At 54.8% G+C, this 16010-nt stretch carries 12 protein-coding genes and 1 pseudogene; 10 read left to right on the top strand and 3 right to left on the bottom strand.

The window, feature by feature from the left end:
* The first annotated feature begins 76 nt into the window (after positions 1 to 76).
* The 10 genes from ACYQ8U_RS01885 to ACYQ8U_RS01840 all read left to right on the top strand — a co-directional run bounded on the left by ACYQ8U_RS01885 (position 77) and on the right by ACYQ8U_RS01840 (position 12723).
* The gene (locus tag ACYQ8U_RS01885; RefSeq protein WP_459943815.1) at positions 77 to 2275 is read left to right on the top strand and encodes a cache domain-containing protein; all 2199 of its coding nucleotides are present in this window, start codon (positions 77 to 79) and stop codon (positions 2273 to 2275) included.
* A gap of 25 nt (positions 2276 to 2300) precedes the next feature.
* Complete coding sequence (locus ACYQ8U_RS01880; protein ID WP_459943814.1) at positions 2301 to 2963, top strand: response regulator; 663 nt, start codon at positions 2301 to 2303, stop codon at positions 2961 to 2963.
* Between the two features lie 294 nt (positions 2964 to 3257).
* Positions 3258 to 4871, top strand: a complete 1614-nt coding sequence (locus tag ACYQ8U_RS01875) for an AMP-binding protein (RefSeq protein WP_459943813.1) — start codon at positions 3258 to 3260, stop codon at positions 4869 to 4871.
* 53 nt (positions 4872 to 4924) lie between these two features.
* Positions 4925 to 6220, top strand: coding sequence for a thiolase family protein (locus ACYQ8U_RS01870; protein ID WP_459943812.1), 1296 nt, complete (start codon positions 4925 to 4927; stop codon positions 6218 to 6220).
* 14 nt (positions 6221 to 6234) lie between these two features.
* A complete protein-coding gene (locus tag ACYQ8U_RS01865) occupies positions 6235 to 7098 on the top strand; it encodes a 3-hydroxybutyryl-CoA dehydrogenase (RefSeq protein WP_459943811.1) in 864 nt (287 codons plus the stop codon).
* 50 nt (positions 7099 to 7148) lie between these two features.
* A complete protein-coding gene (locus ACYQ8U_RS01860; RefSeq protein ID WP_459943810.1) occupies positions 7149 to 7598 on the top strand; it encodes a PaaI family thioesterase in 450 nt (149 codons plus the stop codon).
* An 88-nt stretch (positions 7599 to 7686) separates the two neighbouring features.
* On the top strand, positions 7687 to 8832 hold the full coding sequence (locus ACYQ8U_RS01855; RefSeq protein ID WP_459943809.1) for an acyl-CoA dehydrogenase: 1146 nt from the start codon (positions 7687 to 7689) through the stop codon (positions 8830 to 8832).
* A 155-nt stretch (positions 8833 to 8987) separates the two neighbouring features.
* A complete protein-coding gene (locus ACYQ8U_RS01850) occupies positions 8988 to 10970 on the top strand; it encodes a heterodisulfide reductase-related iron-sulfur binding cluster (RefSeq protein WP_459943808.1) in 1983 nt (660 codons plus the stop codon).
* A 28-nt stretch (positions 10971 to 10998) separates the two neighbouring features.
* Positions 10999 to 11769: an electron transfer flavoprotein subunit beta/FixA family protein gene (locus tag ACYQ8U_RS01845; RefSeq protein ID WP_459943807.1), complete on the top strand. Its 771-nt coding sequence runs from the start codon at positions 10999 to 11001 to the stop codon at positions 11767 to 11769.
* Between the two features lie 33 nt (positions 11770 to 11802).
* Positions 11803 to 12723, top strand: a complete 921-nt coding sequence (locus ACYQ8U_RS01840) for an electron transfer flavoprotein subunit alpha/FixB family protein (RefSeq protein WP_459943806.1) — start codon at positions 11803 to 11805, stop codon at positions 12721 to 12723.
* 179 nt (positions 12724 to 12902) lie between these two features.
* Here the strand turns inward: ACYQ8U_RS01840 and ACYQ8U_RS01835 are convergent, their stop codons facing one another.
* The 3 genes and pseudogenes from ACYQ8U_RS01835 to ACYQ8U_RS01825 all read right to left on the bottom strand — a co-directional run.
* Entirely contained in the window at positions 12903 to 13928 is a 1026-nt protein-coding gene (locus ACYQ8U_RS01835; protein ID WP_459943805.1) for a radical SAM protein, read from the bottom strand.
* A gap of 357 nt (positions 13929 to 14285) precedes the next feature.
* Complete coding sequence (locus ACYQ8U_RS01830; RefSeq protein ID WP_459943804.1) at positions 14286 to 14468, bottom strand: hypothetical protein; 183 nt, start codon at positions 14466 to 14468, stop codon at positions 14286 to 14288.
* A gap of 3 nt (positions 14469 to 14471) precedes the next feature.
* Positions 14472 to 15296, bottom strand: a pseudogene (locus ACYQ8U_RS01825) (FAD-dependent oxidoreductase); the annotation flags it as partial.
* Positions 15297 to 16010 lie beyond the last annotated feature (714 nt).

The following is a 16010-nucleotide window of genomic DNA, read 5'->3' as shown; positions in this document are numbered from 1 at the left end:
CCGGCCTCCGTTTTCTGTTAAGTTCTTTCCTTGTTTACAGATAATAATTCCCTTTCGAGAACAGGATACGGAAGATATGTTTTCTTTGACACGGATTCGCCATAAACTCCTTTTCTACTATACCCTTCTTTACGCGCTTTCCCTCTCCATTGGTTTTGCTACCATCTATGTCATACTCCGCGACTCCCTGGAAAAAAATATAGAGAGTGAACTGCAAAACACCACAACGGCAATCTACAATCTGGTGCAGACCTCCGCTAACGTATCGATTAAAAATTACCTCCGGGCGGTGGCCGAAAAAAATGTCGAAATCATCGACCAAATGTACCGGGACAGCCTGAATGGCCTGCAGACCGATGCACAGGCCAGGGAGAAAGCGGTGTCCGTCCTGTTAAGCCAGACCATTGGCGAGTCCGGCTATATTTACTGTCTCAACAGTAAAGGAAGGGTTGTGGTCCATCCGCAACGTGCTCTGCTCGGCACGGACGTTTCAGACTATCCTTTCGTCGGCGACGTCTTTGAACGAAAAAAAGGCTATCTCGAGTATGACTGGAAAAATCCCGATGAACAGATCGCCAGACCAAAGGCATTGTATATGCTCCATTTCGAGCCATGGGACTGGATCATTGCCGTCTCCTCCTATCGCGAAGAATTCAAGGATCTGGTCAACGTCGACGACTTCAAGCAGAGTGTCCTGGACCTCAAATTCGGCAAAACAGGATATGCCTTTGTGGTCAACACCGAAGGTAAGGCGATCATTCATCCCAAACTGGAGGATGTCAATATCCTCTCGGTGGATGGCCAGTCGAACGAATATCTCGCCGAGATCATGAAAAGGAAAAACGGCCAGATCACCTATCCCTGGCAAAATCCCGGCGAGCAGAAGTCCAGGCAAAAGTTATGTCTTTTTAACATGATAGAAGAGTACGATTGGATTGTCGCTACAGCGAGTTATCTGGACGAATTTTATCAACCGCTGCGGACCATCGGCACCCTGGTGCTGGTCACCTTCCTGTGCACCATGCTGCTGGTCCTGTCACTCTCCTATAAGATCAGTAACTCAATCACCAACCCGCTGCATAAGTTGATGGGCTACCTGGACAATGCCGGCAAGGGGGATTTCAGCCTGCGGATGGCGGTAACATCGAGCGATGAAATAAGCAAGCTTGCCCGGTTTTTTAACCGCTTTATGGAGCAGCTCGGCCAGTACCACAACGATCTGAAGCAACAGATACAGGTGAGGCAGGAGACGGAAAACAGCCTCAGGCAAAGTGAACAGCGCTATCGCTCGGTCATGGCCTCTGCTGCCGATCCGATTATCACCTATGATACGGCAGGCCGGGTAACCTATTTCAACCCAGCATTTCATCAGGTCTTCGGCTGGAGCCTTGCCGAGTGTCTCGGGCGGAAAATGGACCATTTCGTGCCCCAGGAAAACTGGCCGGAAACCAAGGAGATGATTGCTGCCATAAAAGACGGCGGGGTTCTGTCGGCTACCGAGACGAAACGCTTCACCAAGTCAGGAGGTATCCGTCACGTCAGTATCAGCGGCGGAGCTCTCAAGGATCATAACCAGCAGCTTTCCGGCAGTGTGGTTATTCTTCGCGATATAACCGAGACCAAAAAATTGACCAAACAACTGATGGATATCGGCGATAACGTTCGTCAGACCATTGGCCAGGATCTCCACGATGATCTTTGTCCTCATCTCATCGGTATTGGTGGTCTCGCCTCGGTGCTGCACGCAACCCTGAAAGAAAACAACAGCGAAGGTGCCGCCCTGGCGGAAAAAATCGTCAGCCTGATTGATGATGCGGCGAAGAAGGCCCGTGGGCTTTCGCGGGGCCTCTGCCCTGTGCACCTTGTCGCCTACGGCCTGCATTCGGCACTTAACCAGATTGCCGAGCACACCGAGATGACGGCGGGGATCCGCTGCACCTTCAGCGGAGATGATGCCCTGAATATCACCGATAATACCCTCGCCACTCACCTCTACTATATCGTGCAGGAAGCGGTAAACAACGCAGTGAAACATTCCGGGGCCTCGGCCATCGACATTTCCCTTGGCGAACGAGACGATTATCTTCACCTGTTGATCACCGACGACGGTCGTGGTATTGATGAACAACAGAGCGGCAAAGGCATGGGCATACAGATCATGAAATACCGGGCGCTGGTCATCGGCGCCTTTCTCGAAGTCATCAGCACTGAGACAAAAGGGACTACTGTTCATATATTTATGAAAAAGTCGGACATGATCCAATACCAAGAGTGATAAGAACGACCCTGGGGGAGAACCGATGGTTCCACGAAAAAAATACAAAGTGCTGATTATCGATGATCATCCCATTTTCTGTCTCGGCATGAGCGAGCTGATCAACAAGGAGCCCGACCTCACAGTGTGCGGCGCCATCGAGTCGATGCGAATGGCCAGTGCGGCAATAGTCGAAATGACACCCGACCTGGTCATCATCGATATCTCCCTGAAGGATGGTAATGGCCTGGATCTCGTGCAGGAGATCAAAAAAGAGTATGAGGGTCTGCCGACCCTGGTGTTGTCCATGTATGACGAATCGCTCTATGCCGAGCGTGCACTGCTCGCCGGGGCCTACGGCTATATCATGAAACAGGAGGCGATACCCAAGGTCGTCGAGGCAATACGCTATGTCCTGAAGGGCGAGATCTACGCCAGCAATACTGTCAAGGAAAAGGTGTTCAAACGGCTGATGAACCCGCAGAGCGCGAACAGCAAATCCCCCCTCGACATCCTCACCAATCGCGAGCTCGAGGTCCTGCGGCTGATCGGCCAGGGCTACTCTACCAAGGAGATAGCCGACCGGCTCCATCTCAGCATCAAGACCATCGGCACGTATCGTGAGAATCTGAAAGAAAAGCTGGAACTCAAACACTTTACCGGGCTGGTTAAATTCGCCGTACACTGGTCTGACAAGATCCTGCTGTAATATCGAAAGACAGCCTGTTGACCAAGGCATCCTTATCCTCGCATCCATTGCATCCATTACGAACGGGATCGATTGGTTTCCTCCAGCTCCTTCCTTTTTTCCATCTAGGTTCTAAGCCTATCCCGGATCAGGTTTTTCTGCAGAGAGAAATAGGCTTTATGCCGATTGTTCACCACCCTGCCATACATTACTATCCCGGTTACATAAAGTGTAGCCTGAAGAGCCGGGATACTCCCCTGCCCTTCAGATTGTTGCAATATCCATTCGAGTTACCCTTGCAAGGAGCGCTGATCGATGTGCAGGCCAGAAGTTAATCGCGATATACTCAGTCCGGTTTCATTTCTCAACCGCAGTGCCGGTGTCTATCCGGAGAAGATCGCCGTGGTCTATGGTGACAGACGTTTTACCTATCGTCAGTTTCAGAACAGAGTCCACCAGTTGGCCAACGCCCTGCTGGCCAGAGGAATAGAGCGAGGTGACAAGGTGGTCTTCATCTGTCCCAATACTCCTCCCATGCTCGAAGCCCATTTTGCCATTCCGATGATCGGCGCTGTGCTGGTGTGCGTCAACACCCAGCTGTCCAGCCGGGAATACCGATATATTATCGATCATTCCGATGCGAAGGCAGTTTTTGTCGACAATGGGTTTGCCGGCCAACTCCAGGCGATCGCCGGGAAATTGCAGAATGTTTCGTTTTTTATAAATATCTGTGACGGTAGCTGCGCACCGCTGTTGCAGGGAGCTGAATATGAGTCCTTTCTGGCAGGTGCCCCGGCAACGACGCCGGAGATAACCCAAACCTGGGATGAAAACAGTGTTATCGCCATCAACTACACTTCGGGCACCACCGGCAGACCAAAGGGGGTGATGTACAGCCATCGAGCCACCTGTCTGCAGACCCTGGGCGAAATCATTGAATCGGCTCTCCGGCCCGAATCCATCTATCTCTGGACGCTGCCGATGTTCCATTGCAACGGCTGGAGTTTCCCCTGGGCAGTGACGGCCGTCGGGGCAACCCATGTATGCCTGCGGCACTGTATGCCAAAAGAGATTTTTCATCTCATCGAGAGGGAAAACGTATCGCATCTCTGCGCATCGCCCAGTGTACTGTTGATGATGATCTGTTTTCCAAAGGCGACTGCGGTGAAATTACGCCGTCCCCTGCAGGTGCTCACCGCGGGAGCCTCACCTTCCCCGGTTGTCATAAAGGGCATGGAAGATATCGGTGCCGATGTTACCCATGTCTACGGTCTCACTGAACTGCATGGACCATACAGCATCTGTGCCTGGCAAGCCCCCTGGGTCGAGCTCGATCCGGAAACCGTTGCCAGAATGAAAGCACGCCAGGGGGTAGCTTCCATTACCAGTCTGCATCTGGCGGTTATCGATCCTGAGACCATGCAGCCGGTACCGCATGACGGCCGGACCGTGGGCGAGGTGGTGATGCGCGGACACAATGTCATGCTCGGGTACTATAAGGATAAGGAGGCAACCGATTTTGCCTTTCGCGATGGCTGGTTCCACAGCGGCGACCTGGGGGTTTTGCATCCCGACGGCTATCTGCAGATAACCGATCGGGCCGACGATGTCATCGTCAGAGGAGGGGACAAGATTTCCTCGATCGAAATCGAGGAGATAATTTATCAGCACCCGGATGTCCTGGAGGTGGCGGTTGTATCAACCCCTGATCCGGTCTGGGGGGAAGTCCCGAAGGCCTTTGTCGTACCTAAACGGGGCAAGACACCGACGGCCGAAGAGATTATCGAGTTCTGCCGCAGCCACCACGCCCAGTTTAAGGCCCCGAAAACCGTAGAATTCGGTCAATTGCCCAAAACCGCGACCGGTAAAACCATCAAGGCCAAGCTGCGCAATCGCGAATGGCTCGGCCTGGAGCGGAAAGTAAGTTGAAGCGCACCGGGCACAGAGAAATCCATCCAAGGTAAAAAAGGAGTGAATGCAAAATGAATAAGGTTGTCATTGTCAGTGGATGCAGAACGGCGGTGGGGGCGTTTGGCGGTGCCCTGAAGGATGTTCCGGTGGTTGACCTGGGGGCGACGGTGCTCCGGCAGACCCTACAGAAGGTTGGCCTGCGGCCGGTCCGGGGAAAGAACTTTCAGGACAATGTCCCAGCGAAACTGGCCGGACAGGCAGAGCTGGATCTGGAGAAAAAATACGCGACGTGGTCCGGTGATGCCAGAGAGCTGGCCATCGACGAAGTGATCATGGGCAACGTCCTGCAGGCCGGCCAGGGGCAAAACCCAGCCCGCCAGGCGATGATTCGCGCCGGTCTCTGCAAGGAGACTCCGGCATTTACAATCAACAAGGTCTGCGGTTCCGGCCTCAAGGCGATTGCCCTGGGTGCCCAGTCGATCATGACCGGCCAGGCCGAGGTGATCCTTGCCGGTGGCCAGGAAAATATGAGTCAGGTGCCCATGGCACTGATGAAAGGACGCTGGGGCTACCGCATGGAAGTGACCGGCGTAGGCGAGATCCACGACCTGATGGTCTACGACGCGTTGTACGAGATTTTTTACGGCTACCACATGGGCGTTACCGCCGAGAACATCGCCAAGATGTACAATATCAGTCGCGAGGATCAGGACCGTCTTGCCTGTATGAGCCACAGCCGGGCTATCGAGGCTATGGAAAAAGGCTATCTTGCCGAGGAAATCGTGCCGATCAAGGTGACTTCACGCCGGGAAGAGTTAACAGTCGACCGGGACGAGCGGCCCATGGTCACCAGTCTGGAAAAACTTGCCCGGCTTCGTCCTGTCTTCGCCAAGGACGGCACGGTTACCGCCGGCAACGCTTCCGGCATCAACGACGGGGCGGCAGCGGTGCTGCTGATGAGCGAGGAAAAGGCCCGGCAGCTTGATCTCAAACCGCTGCTCACCATCGAGAGTTTTGCCTCGGGCGGCCTTGACCCGGCCTACATGGGTCTTGGGCCGGTACCGGCTATCCGGCAGGCTCTGCACCAGGCAAAGATGACGCTCGCCGATATCGATTTGATCGAATTGAATGAGGCTTTTGCCTCCCAGGCCATCGGCTGCATGCTGGAGCTTGGCATCGAGATCGACAAACCAAATCAACAGGGCAGCGCCATCTCCATGGGCCATCCCGTCGGCTGTACCGGCGCGCGGCAGATGATCACCACCATCAACCAGATGCAGCGCGGCAACTTCGGCACCGGTCTGATCAGCATGTGCATCGGCGGCGGTATGGGCATGGCCATGGTGGTCAGCAACAAAAGCAAATAATAAGGGAGAGCAGCATGCAAGAAAAAACAACAACCTTTGGCGTCATCGGCGCCGGGCAGATGGGTGCGGGTATTGCCCAGGTCGCCGCGGCAAGCGGCATGAAGGTCATTCTTCACGATATTTCCATAGACTTTGTTGAACGGGGTCTGTCAACCATCGCCAAAAACCTGCAACGCAGTGTCGACAAGGGGAAGCTGACAGAAGAAGCAAAACAGGCGATCATTGGCCGGATCACGCCCAGCACGGATATCGTCAACATGGGCTCCACCGATTTTGTCGTCGAGGCCGCCTCCGAGATCGAGGAAATCAAATTCAAAATTTTCGCCCAGCTTGACGAGATCTGCCCGCCCCATACCATCCTCTCGTCGAACACCTCCTCCATTCCAATCGGCCGTATCGCCTCGCGAACCAAAAGACCGGACAAGGTGATCGGCATGCATTTCATGAATCCGGTGCCGGTAATGCAACTGGTCGAGGTGATCCGCGGCCTGCCGACCTCCGAGGAGACCTATCAGCTCACCGTGGCGCTCGCCGAAAAGATGGGGAAAACCCCGGCGGTGGCCGCCGATTTTCCCGGATTCATCGCCAATCGAATTCTTCTGCCGATGATCAATGAGGCGATCTTCTGCCTCTACCAGAGCGTCGGCGACTGCGAAGCTATCGATAACGTTATGAAACTGGGCATGAACCATCCCATGGGGCCGCTGGCCCTGGCCGATCTTATTGGTCTCGATACCTGTCTGGCCATTTTAAACACCCTGCATCAGGGCCTTGGCGACCCGAAATACCGCCCCTGTCCCCTTCTTCGCCAGTATGTCGAAGCGGGCTGGCTGGGCCGAAAGACCGGCAAGGGATTTTACAGCTACTCAGCAGTATAAAATCGTCAAAAATCGGATTTCAAGATCGAACACCAACAGATGAGGGAAAAATGAGCGAAACGGCGATCCAGGATCTCTACCGCGAAGAATACGCCCACTGCTACGGCTGCGGACGAAACAATCAGCACGGCCTGCACCTGAAAAGCTACTGGGATGGCGACGAATGTGTCTGCCGCCATACCCCGGGACCGGATTACACCGGAGGGGTGCCGGGATTTCTCTATGGCGGAATGATTGCCTCGCTGATCGACTGCCACGGTGCGGCAACTGCGGCGGCAGCCAAGGCACAGGAGAGCGGCGAACCTGTGGGACGGTTTGTCACCGCTTCCCTGGCGGTTGATTTTGCCAGGCCTACCCCTTTGGGGATAGAGCTTGAAATCCGCGGTAAGGTGGCCGAAATCAAAGGACGCAAGGTGACCGTCAATCTGCAGGTGCTGGCAGGGGAAACCCTCTGTGCCACCGGCCGGGTCATTATGGTTCAGATCCCTGACGCGGCATAATTACTAACTAACGATATTCCTCCGATCCGTACAGGGTCGATGGCTGAATTACGTTTCTCTTTCAAAATATAACAATTGGAGCAATACCATGAACTTCGAACTGACAGAAGAGCAAAATCTTATTCGCGAAATGGTCCGAGGCTTTGCCGAGACCGAGGTTGCACCGTCGGCCACCCAACGTGATGAGGATGAACATTTTGACCGTGACCTGATGTTTGCAAGGCTTGCCGATCTCGGCCTGACCGGTATCGTTTTTCCCGAGGAATACGGCGGCGCCGGCGCTGACTACCTGAGCTATGCAATCGCCGTCGAAGAGTTGTCACGGGTCTGTGCCTCAACCGGCGTCACCCTCTCCGCCCATCTTTCCCTGGGCTCCAACCCGATCTATCTCTTTGGCACCGAGCAGCAGAAAAAACAGTTCCTCACCCCGCTGGCCCAGGGCGAGGCCATGGGCGCCTTCGGCCTTACCGAGCCCTCAGCCGGTTCCGATGCCGGCGGGACCAGGACCGTTGCGGTACGGGACGGCAATGAGTGGATCGTCAACGGCAGCAAAATATTCATTACCAACGCTGGGGAAGCGGAAATTTACGTCATTTTCGCCAGGACGGACAAGGCAGCGGAAAAACATCATGGTATCAGCGCCTTTATTGTCGAGAAAGGTACCCCCGGATTCACCTTCGGCAAAAAAGAAAAGAAGATGGGCATCCGCTCCTCTCCGACCATGGAGCTGGTCTTCGAGAATTGCCGCATACCGCATGAAAATATGCTCGGTGAGGAGGGCAAAGGGTTCAAGGTGGCCATGAAAACCCTGGATGGGGGGCGAATCGGCATCGCCTCCCAGGCCTTAGGGATCGCCCAGGGTGCACTTGACGCAACCACGACCTATGTCAAGGAACGCCAGCAGTTCAACAAGCCGTTAAACGCCTTCCAGGGCGTGCAGTTCCAACTGGCGGATATGGCCACCCAGGTCGAGGCGGCCCGGCTGCTCGTCTATAATGCTGCCTTTCGGGCCAGTGCCGGACGTTCCTACTCACAGGAATCAGCCATGGCGAAACTGTTTGCCAGCGAGACGGCGATGCGGGTGACCACCCAGGCGGTCCAGCTGCACGGCGGCTACGGTTATACCCGGGAATTCCCGGTGGAAAGAATGATGCGCGATGCCAAGATCACCGAGATCTACGAGGGGACCAGTGAGATCCAGCGTGTTGTCATCGGTGCGGCGCTGACCCGGTAGAGTCCGAGAAAAGGATGTATCCCGTGTTTCGGGGATAGACAAAAGGGGAACTCCCCACCCCCATTTTTCCGGCGGGGGATGGTCACTGAGCTGCCGTCTCCCGCTGTTTTTATCTGTAAGCTGCATATTTTTTCCGGTAATAAATGGAGACCGCGATGGAATTTACCCGTGAAATATACTGGAATGTCGGCCATGGACCGGCAACACTGGTGCCGATGTATCTGTTCGCCGCCCTGGCCCTGGCCGTTGCTGTCTTTGGCTTTGTCAGGCGACTGAAAATATATCGGCTGGGCCGACCCCTTCTGCGGACAGACCAGCCATTAGCCCGGTTCGGGCAGATGATGCGCACCATGCTGCTGCAGACGAAGGTCCTGCGGGTCAGAGGACCGGGCCTGGCCCATGCCATGTTCTTCTGGGGTTTTTTCGTGCTCTTTCTCGGCACCGGACTGATAGTCATCCAGGCGGATTTTACCGACCTGTTCTTTGACTATGTTTTTTTGAAGGGCGCCGTTTACCAGGTATTCAGCATAAGCCTCGATCTCGCCGGGTTGGTGGCGATCATCATGCTTTTCGGCCTGCTTGTCCGGCGCTGGCTGGTACGACCCGAGGGGCTGGAGACGAAAGTGGACGATGCCATCATGCATGGGCTGCTGCTGGCCATCCTTGTCACCGGTTTCGTGATCGAAGGTGCGCGGATGACGGTCACCGAGCTGGGTACCCCGCTTGCGCAGTGGTCGCCTGTGGGCCTGGTTATCGCCCGGGGATTTTCAGGCACGGACCCGGAGCTGCTTCTTGCCCTGCACAGAGGATTATGGTGGTTTCATCTGGCCCTGGCCATGGTGTTTATCGGCCTGATCCCGTTCACCAAATTTCGTCACATCCTGACCACCGGCGCCAACGCTTTTTTTGCCGACCGGGGGCCGACAGGCAAACTCGTTACTGTCGACCTGGAAAACGAAGAGACCGAGAGTTTCGGTGCGGCTAAAATAACCGATCTCAGCTGGAAGGATCTGTTCGATGCCGACGCCTGCACCCTGTGCAAACGTTGTCAGGACAGATGCCCGGCTTATGCGACCAACAAACCTCTGTCGCCGATGCAGGTCGTGCAGCGGATCGGCCAAGTTGCCGCGGAAAACCCGGATACAGCGCTGATTGATGCCGTCGGCCGGGATGCTGTCTGGTCCTGCACCACCTGCCGGGCCTGCGAGGACATCTGTCCCGCATCCATTGGCCATGTCGGCAAGATCATCGAATTACGCCGCAATCTGGTATTGATGGAAGGAGAATTTCCGGGCGAAGAGGTCATGACCGCCATGGAGCAGCTGGAAGTCAATGGTAATCCCCTGGGCATGGGTTATGCCGCACGGGGCGATTGGGCAGAGGGATTGGGTGTTCGGCTGCCGGCCGAAAACGAGGAAATCGATATCCTTTATTTTGTCGGCTGTTACGCCAGTTTCGACAAGCGCAATATTGCCGTCGCCAGGAGTTTTCTCACCCTCTGCAAAGCCGCCGGAGTCAGGGTCGGCATCCTCGGCAAAGAGGAAAAATGCTGCGGTGAGCCGGCGCGGAAGATGGGTAACGAGTATCTCTACCAGACGCTGGCCACGGGAAATATCGCAACATTTACCCGTTACGGTGTAAAAAAGATCGTCACCACCTGCCCGCATTGCTTCAACACCCTCAGCAAGGACTACCGCGATCTCGGCCTCGACTGCCAAATCCAGTCCCATCCGGAGTTTCTTGCCGACCTTATTACCCAGGGCAGGCTGGCCGTAGGTGGCGAGCCGTTTGGCTGTACCTACCATGATTCCTGCTATCTCGGGCGCCATAACGGGATCTACGACCCGCCGCGTCAGTTGATCAAGGCGGCGGGTGGAAAGATGGTCGAGATGACCAGAAACCGTGCGCAGGCATTCTGCTGCAGCGCCGGCGGCGGGCGGATTCTCGCTGAAGAAAAACTCGGCACGAGGATCAATATCAAACGGGTGGAAATGGCCGTGGCAACCGGGACCAACCAGCTGCTCGCCAACTGCCCCTTCTGCCTGACCATGTTCGAAGACGGCGTCAAGGGTGCCAATGTCGAAGAGAGCATGCGGCCACGTGATATCGCCGAAGTGCTGGCGGAACGGCTCCATTAAAAAATATTTTTTCGAGGGAGAAAGACAAATGAAACTTCTGGTATGCATAAAACAGGTTCCGGACATGGAATCAAAATTCAAGGTCGAAGCCGAAGGTCTCTGGTATGACCGCCACGATCTCGCCTGGCGGATGAACGAGTATGATGAATACGGCGTCGAACAGGCGGTTCAGCTCAAGGAACAGACCGGGGCCGATCTCACCGTGCTCTGTATCGGCCCGGAACAGGTGAAAGAGACCATGAAGAAGGCCCTGGCCATGGGCTGTGACCGCGGCGTCCATCTCCTCGACGACCAGGCCCACCTGAAAGATCCCTTTGAAATCGCCTCGATGATCGCCGAATTTGCCGGGGATAAAGGCTTTGACTTGATTTTCACCGGCATGCAGTCCCAGGACCGCGGCAGCGCGCAGGTCGGAGTAATGGTTGCCGAGCTGCTGGCCATCCCCGCAGTGACGACTGTTGTCGATTTCGCTTTCGCCGACGGCCAGGTCACCGTCAAACGCGAAATGGAGGGCGGTGTCAAGGCAAAGGTTGTCAGCAACCTGCCGCTGCTGGTCACCTGTCAATTGGGACTGAACAGTCCGCGCTATCCGACTCTGCCGAATATCATGAAGGCGAAAAAGAAAGAAATGCTCAGTCTGGCCGCAGCCGACCTGCACAAGGCCGGGGCCTTGCAGAAGACGGTGAAAATCGAGTTTCCGGCAAAACGGAGCGGGGGCCTGTTCCTCGAAGGCGAGGTGGCCAGCATTGCCGACCGCCTGATCAGCATACTCAAAGATAAAACCGCCGTGCTGGCGTAGTCCGGCACAAGGCAAGGTACCAAGGAGAATATCATGAAGATGTTATTGGTTGCGGAATACAGGCAGGGACAATTGCTGGACAGTTATACCGAGCTGCTGGCCTTTGCAGGAATCATGGGCGCGGAAAGTACCATGTTCCTTACCGCTGACGCGGCGGGAGAGCTGCCGAAATTTTCCGGCAGGCTCTATCTGGCCGAGGTCGCCGAATGCGGAGAATACAACCCGGATGTCCATAAACAACTGCTCCTTGAGGTGGTGGAGAAGGAACAACCGGACATGATCGTCTTCTCGCACAGCTCCTACGGCTGGGATCTTGCCCCGCGTCTTGCCGTAAGCCTCAAGGCGGGGCAGATCTCCGAGGTGGTTGCCGTGCAGGATGGCGCCCTGGTCACCCCGGTCTGTAACGGCAAGCTGCGCCGGACCATGAGAAGTCGTGGCGGCATGACGGTTGTCACCCTCCAGGCCGGGGCCTTTGGGCTTGCCGATCCTGCCGCTGGCGTGCCGACCGTTATCCCGGTCGCAGGTAAGGCCAAGGGGAAAATCGACCTTCTCGGGTATGAGATGGCCGAACACGGCGGCGTCGACCTGAGCAAGGCCGAAATCATCGTCAGCGCCGGACGCGGAGTGGGAAAACCGGAAAACATCGCCTTGGTGGCTGATCTGGCCAAGGCCCTTGGCGGCGAATATGGGGCCAGTCGGCCGGTGGTTGATTCGCTCTGGGTGGAACACAACCGCCAGGTCGGCACTACCGGATTGACCGTCTCGCCGAAACTCTATGTCGCCTGCGGCATTTCCGGCGCGGTGCAGCACCTGGCCGGGATGAAAAAATCCGAGTTCGTGGTGGCCATCAATACCGATAAAGATGCCCCGATCGGCGACGTGGCCGACGTCTTTGCCGTGGCGGACCTCAAGCAGCTCCTGCCGGTCCTGACCGAAAAGCTGCAGGCGCTGTAAAAAAATCTCCTCATCTGGCCGGCGGGCGCAGAGATACAGCTCTTCTCGCCCGCCGGTCGATTTTTTTCAGTTTACCTTCCGCTCACGTCCCCTGCCATTCGATATCCCGAAGGGAGAATTTGATTATCTTGCCGGTTGCCGTTTTCGGCAGTTCACAGATGGATAAATTCTTTGGCTTTCTAGACAAAGGTCAGGCCCTGGTCGATCCGTGCCAATACCTTGTCCTTGTCACCAGGAAACTGATATCCTTCATATTCATGGGTAAAGACCAATTCGCCGTTGGGGGTGCGCCAGTAGTTGCCCATATGGTCAAAGCAGACCTTTGAGGTGACCTCCAGGGCAGATATCATGAGTTTGAGTTCCACAAGCTGTTCTTTTGGGGTGAGCAGAGTGAATTCCCCTGCCCGAACCTCATCATACATCGGGGTACCGGGAATGGGTCTAAAGGGTCGGGACCGAATATAGTGGGGATTGACCTCATTGAGCACCCGGGCCGTATTGAGGGCATGCTGTTCAGACATCCGTTTTCCGCCCAGCCCCGGCATCCAGTATTCTGAAACCTGGAATCCTGCTGCCATGGCTTTTTGGCCTCCGCTTATGTGCCCTTGTGCATCTACTCCTTTTTTGATCTTCTTGAGCAGCTCGTCATCCCCGGTTTCCAGGCCAAGATGGACCCGATCCAGTCCGGCGGCTCTGATGGCTTTCAGATTTTCCGGCGACCTCTGAGCAATGGTCCTTGCCCGGGCATAGGTGGTAATCCTGGTGATGGAGGGGAAGGTGGTTTTCAAATGGGTCAGGGCCTGAATCAGCTCCCGGGGGTTCATGATCAAGGAGTTGCCGTCCTGAATAAAGGCGGTTTTCCCACCGGAAAGCAGCCATTGGATGAGCATGTCAATCCCCTGATGATAGTTGAGGTCAGGGGAGCGGGCAATCAGGGCCAGAAGGGCCTCCCGGGTAATCTGACCGTTCCAACCCAGGCGGATGGATTCTGATTTCAGGTCATTGATTAGGGCTGCCATGGCATTGATATCTGATTTGATCTCATCCAGGGGCCGCAGCTGAAACTTTTCTGTTTTGTACATGGCGCAGAAGGTGCAATAGTTCCAGGGGCAGTTGCGGGTAAACCGGACAAGAAGAGAAGCGCTTCCTCCTTCGCTGGGAGGACGATAAACTCCTGTTTCAAAATAATAATTGTTGGTTGTCATGAGCTCTCTCTTTGACATTTAATAAAATGATCTGCATTGAAGATTGTAGCCAGTTTGATCTGACAATGGAACTGTTAATCACCAATGGCTATGGCATTGTAACAGATGTGGTTGGAATACGCATGAATTCAGCAAGGCAAATAGACAGATCGCGCCATCTTGGCCATTCCCTACAAAAGGACCGAGGAGCGTCGTGGCCAGGTCAATAGTCGCGGTAGGAATACAGGTTACCGTGTTTAAAGCCAACCAGATCAAGCATTTCATTGATCATGTACTTTTCCATCAATGTGGAAACCGGTGTTCCATGAGATATCAGCCTTTTGCATCAAAGAAATATCTGCCGACCATTTAATAACGTTATTCCGTGCTGTTAAGTTGCCAGTCGTAACCAAGAAACCTGATGGCTACATTGCCGGCAGCCAACTTTCCGGCCTCGGCATCGTCAAGCCCAAGGCTGTCCTTATACAGTGCCAGAAACTGTCGCAGGGTGGCCGCACCGCGCCAGCCCCGTTCAAAATCTTCCCGATACCATTTAAACATGATTTATCTCCTTTTCCAGGTATGGTACTTCTCCAGCAAGGCCAAAAGTTTTTTTGGTGCATGAGCGCGCTTCCATTCACCCGCCATGTATTTGTTGGCCTCGGCAAGGGTCGGGTAGGTATGGATGGTGGTCAGGATTTTGCTCAGGCCGAGACCATGTTTCATGGCCAGCACGAATTCCGCCAGCAGATCACCTGCGTGCTCACCGACGATGGTGACACCCAGGATGCGATCTTTCCCGGGTACGGTCAGTACCTTGACAAAACCGCGGGCCGAACTGTCGGCAATGGCCCGGTCAGGATCGTCAATGCCGTAGCGGGTCACCTCGACGGCGATATTCCGCTCGTGTGCCTCCTGTTCATTCAGGCCGACTCGCGCCACCTCGGGATCGATAAACGTCGACCAGGGAATCACCGAGTAATCCGCCCTGAATTTCCTGAATTCCCCGAACAGCGCATTGACCGCGGAATACCAGGCCTGATGGGCGGCGGTGTGGGTAAACTGATAGGGGCCAGCCACGTCGCCCGCGGCAAAAATATTGGGATACAGGGTCTGCAGATATTCGTTAGTCACCACCGTTCATTCGGTGGCAATGCCCAGCTTCTCCAAGCCGTAACCCTGCAGCCTGGCGATCCGGCCGACCGCGCAGATGAGGGCGTCAAATTCGAGGCGAAGTTCCCGGCCTTCGTGTTCGGCGACGATGAATTTCTGCTCGCCGTCCCGTTCGCAGCGCAGCGCCTTGTGTCCGGTCAGGACATGAATCCCGTCTTTCGTCAAGGATGCCTCGGCGATCTCCGAAACCTCCTCGTCTTCGCGGAATAATATCCTCGTAACCTCATCAAGATCGTCGAACACTTCCTGCCGCTATGCGTCAATACCTGCAGTTCCGCCCTCCCCCCCCTACCCACCTCGACTTTGTCGACTTTCAGGATCTACAGTGAAGAACGTTACGACCATCCACGGGGACATCCGCTCGGGGCAATTCAAGGAGGACAGGACACGTCGAAAGCATCTTCATGGTGGAAACAAATCCGTCTCTTTTACTCTTTCTCAAAAAATACCGAAGAGCCATTTGCTCTCGGGACTCCTTGCGTCCGCATTGACAGCGCTTTTTCAAACCTTATTTTTTCACAGAAGGGAAAGATAATAGAGCTGTACCGAAGGGTAGTTCAAGCGTGCTGTTATTGATCCTTTACTTGAAAAGAGCAGAAAAATCCCAGACGAATGAGCGTTAATTACAAACGGTTCGCAAATAAGAGGTATAAGAGAGTGAAATGCGGGGAGGTGAAAAGTATGCCTGAGCTAAGATGCCCCGAGTGTGGGAATGAGTTGTTGCCGTCAAAACCTCAAGACGCGGTAAATGCCTGTGTATGTCAAAGATGTGGCAGAAACGTCTATCCGTGGTCAAAAGCTGAGGTGAGTGTCACGTGTCCGAAATGCGGCAAGAATAACAAAACAACCGTGATAAGATAGTAAAAATGTGTATATTTTAAAGATAAATTCAATCCGTGGAGAGGTATCAAATGATATTCAACGATACTT

The sequence above is a fragment of the Desulfocastanea catecholica genome, assembly GCF_054657295.1.
Note: the sequence above shows the minus strand (reverse complement) of the source record. Positions and strands in the feature narration are given on the sequence as shown.

Coding starts and splice junctions, on each gene's coding strand:
- ACYQ8U_RS01885 (WP_459943815.1), top strand. CDS start 77: ATGTTTTCTTTGACACGGATTCGCCATAAACTCCTTTTCTACTATACC.
- ACYQ8U_RS01880 (WP_459943814.1), top strand. CDS start 2,301: ATGGTTCCACGAAAAAAATACAAAGTGCTGATTATCGATGATCATCCC.
- ACYQ8U_RS01875 (WP_459943813.1), top strand. CDS start 3,258: ATGTGCAGGCCAGAAGTTAATCGCGATATACTCAGTCCGGTTTCATTT.
- ACYQ8U_RS01870 (WP_459943812.1), top strand. CDS start 4,925: ATGAATAAGGTTGTCATTGTCAGTGGATGCAGAACGGCGGTGGGGGCG.
- ACYQ8U_RS01865 (WP_459943811.1), top strand. CDS start 6,235: ATGCAAGAAAAAACAACAACCTTTGGCGTCATCGGCGCCGGGCAGATG.
- ACYQ8U_RS01860 (WP_459943810.1), top strand. CDS start 7,149: ATGAGCGAAACGGCGATCCAGGATCTCTACCGCGAAGAATACGCCCAC.
- ACYQ8U_RS01855 (WP_459943809.1), top strand. CDS start 7,687: ATGAACTTCGAACTGACAGAAGAGCAAAATCTTATTCGCGAAATGGTC.
- ACYQ8U_RS01850 (WP_459943808.1), top strand. CDS start 8,988: ATGGAATTTACCCGTGAAATATACTGGAATGTCGGCCATGGACCGGCA.
- ACYQ8U_RS01845 (WP_459943807.1), top strand. CDS start 10,999: ATGAAACTTCTGGTATGCATAAAACAGGTTCCGGACATGGAATCAAAA.
- ACYQ8U_RS01840 (WP_459943806.1), top strand. CDS start 11,803: ATGAAGATGTTATTGGTTGCGGAATACAGGCAGGGACAATTGCTGGAC.
- ACYQ8U_RS01835 (WP_459943805.1), bottom strand. CDS start 13,928: ATGACAACCAACAATTATTATTTTGAAACAGGAGTTTATCGTCCTCCC.
- ACYQ8U_RS01830 (WP_459943804.1), bottom strand. CDS start 14,468: ATGTTTAAATGGTATCGGGAAGATTTTGAACGGGGCTGGCGCGGTGCG.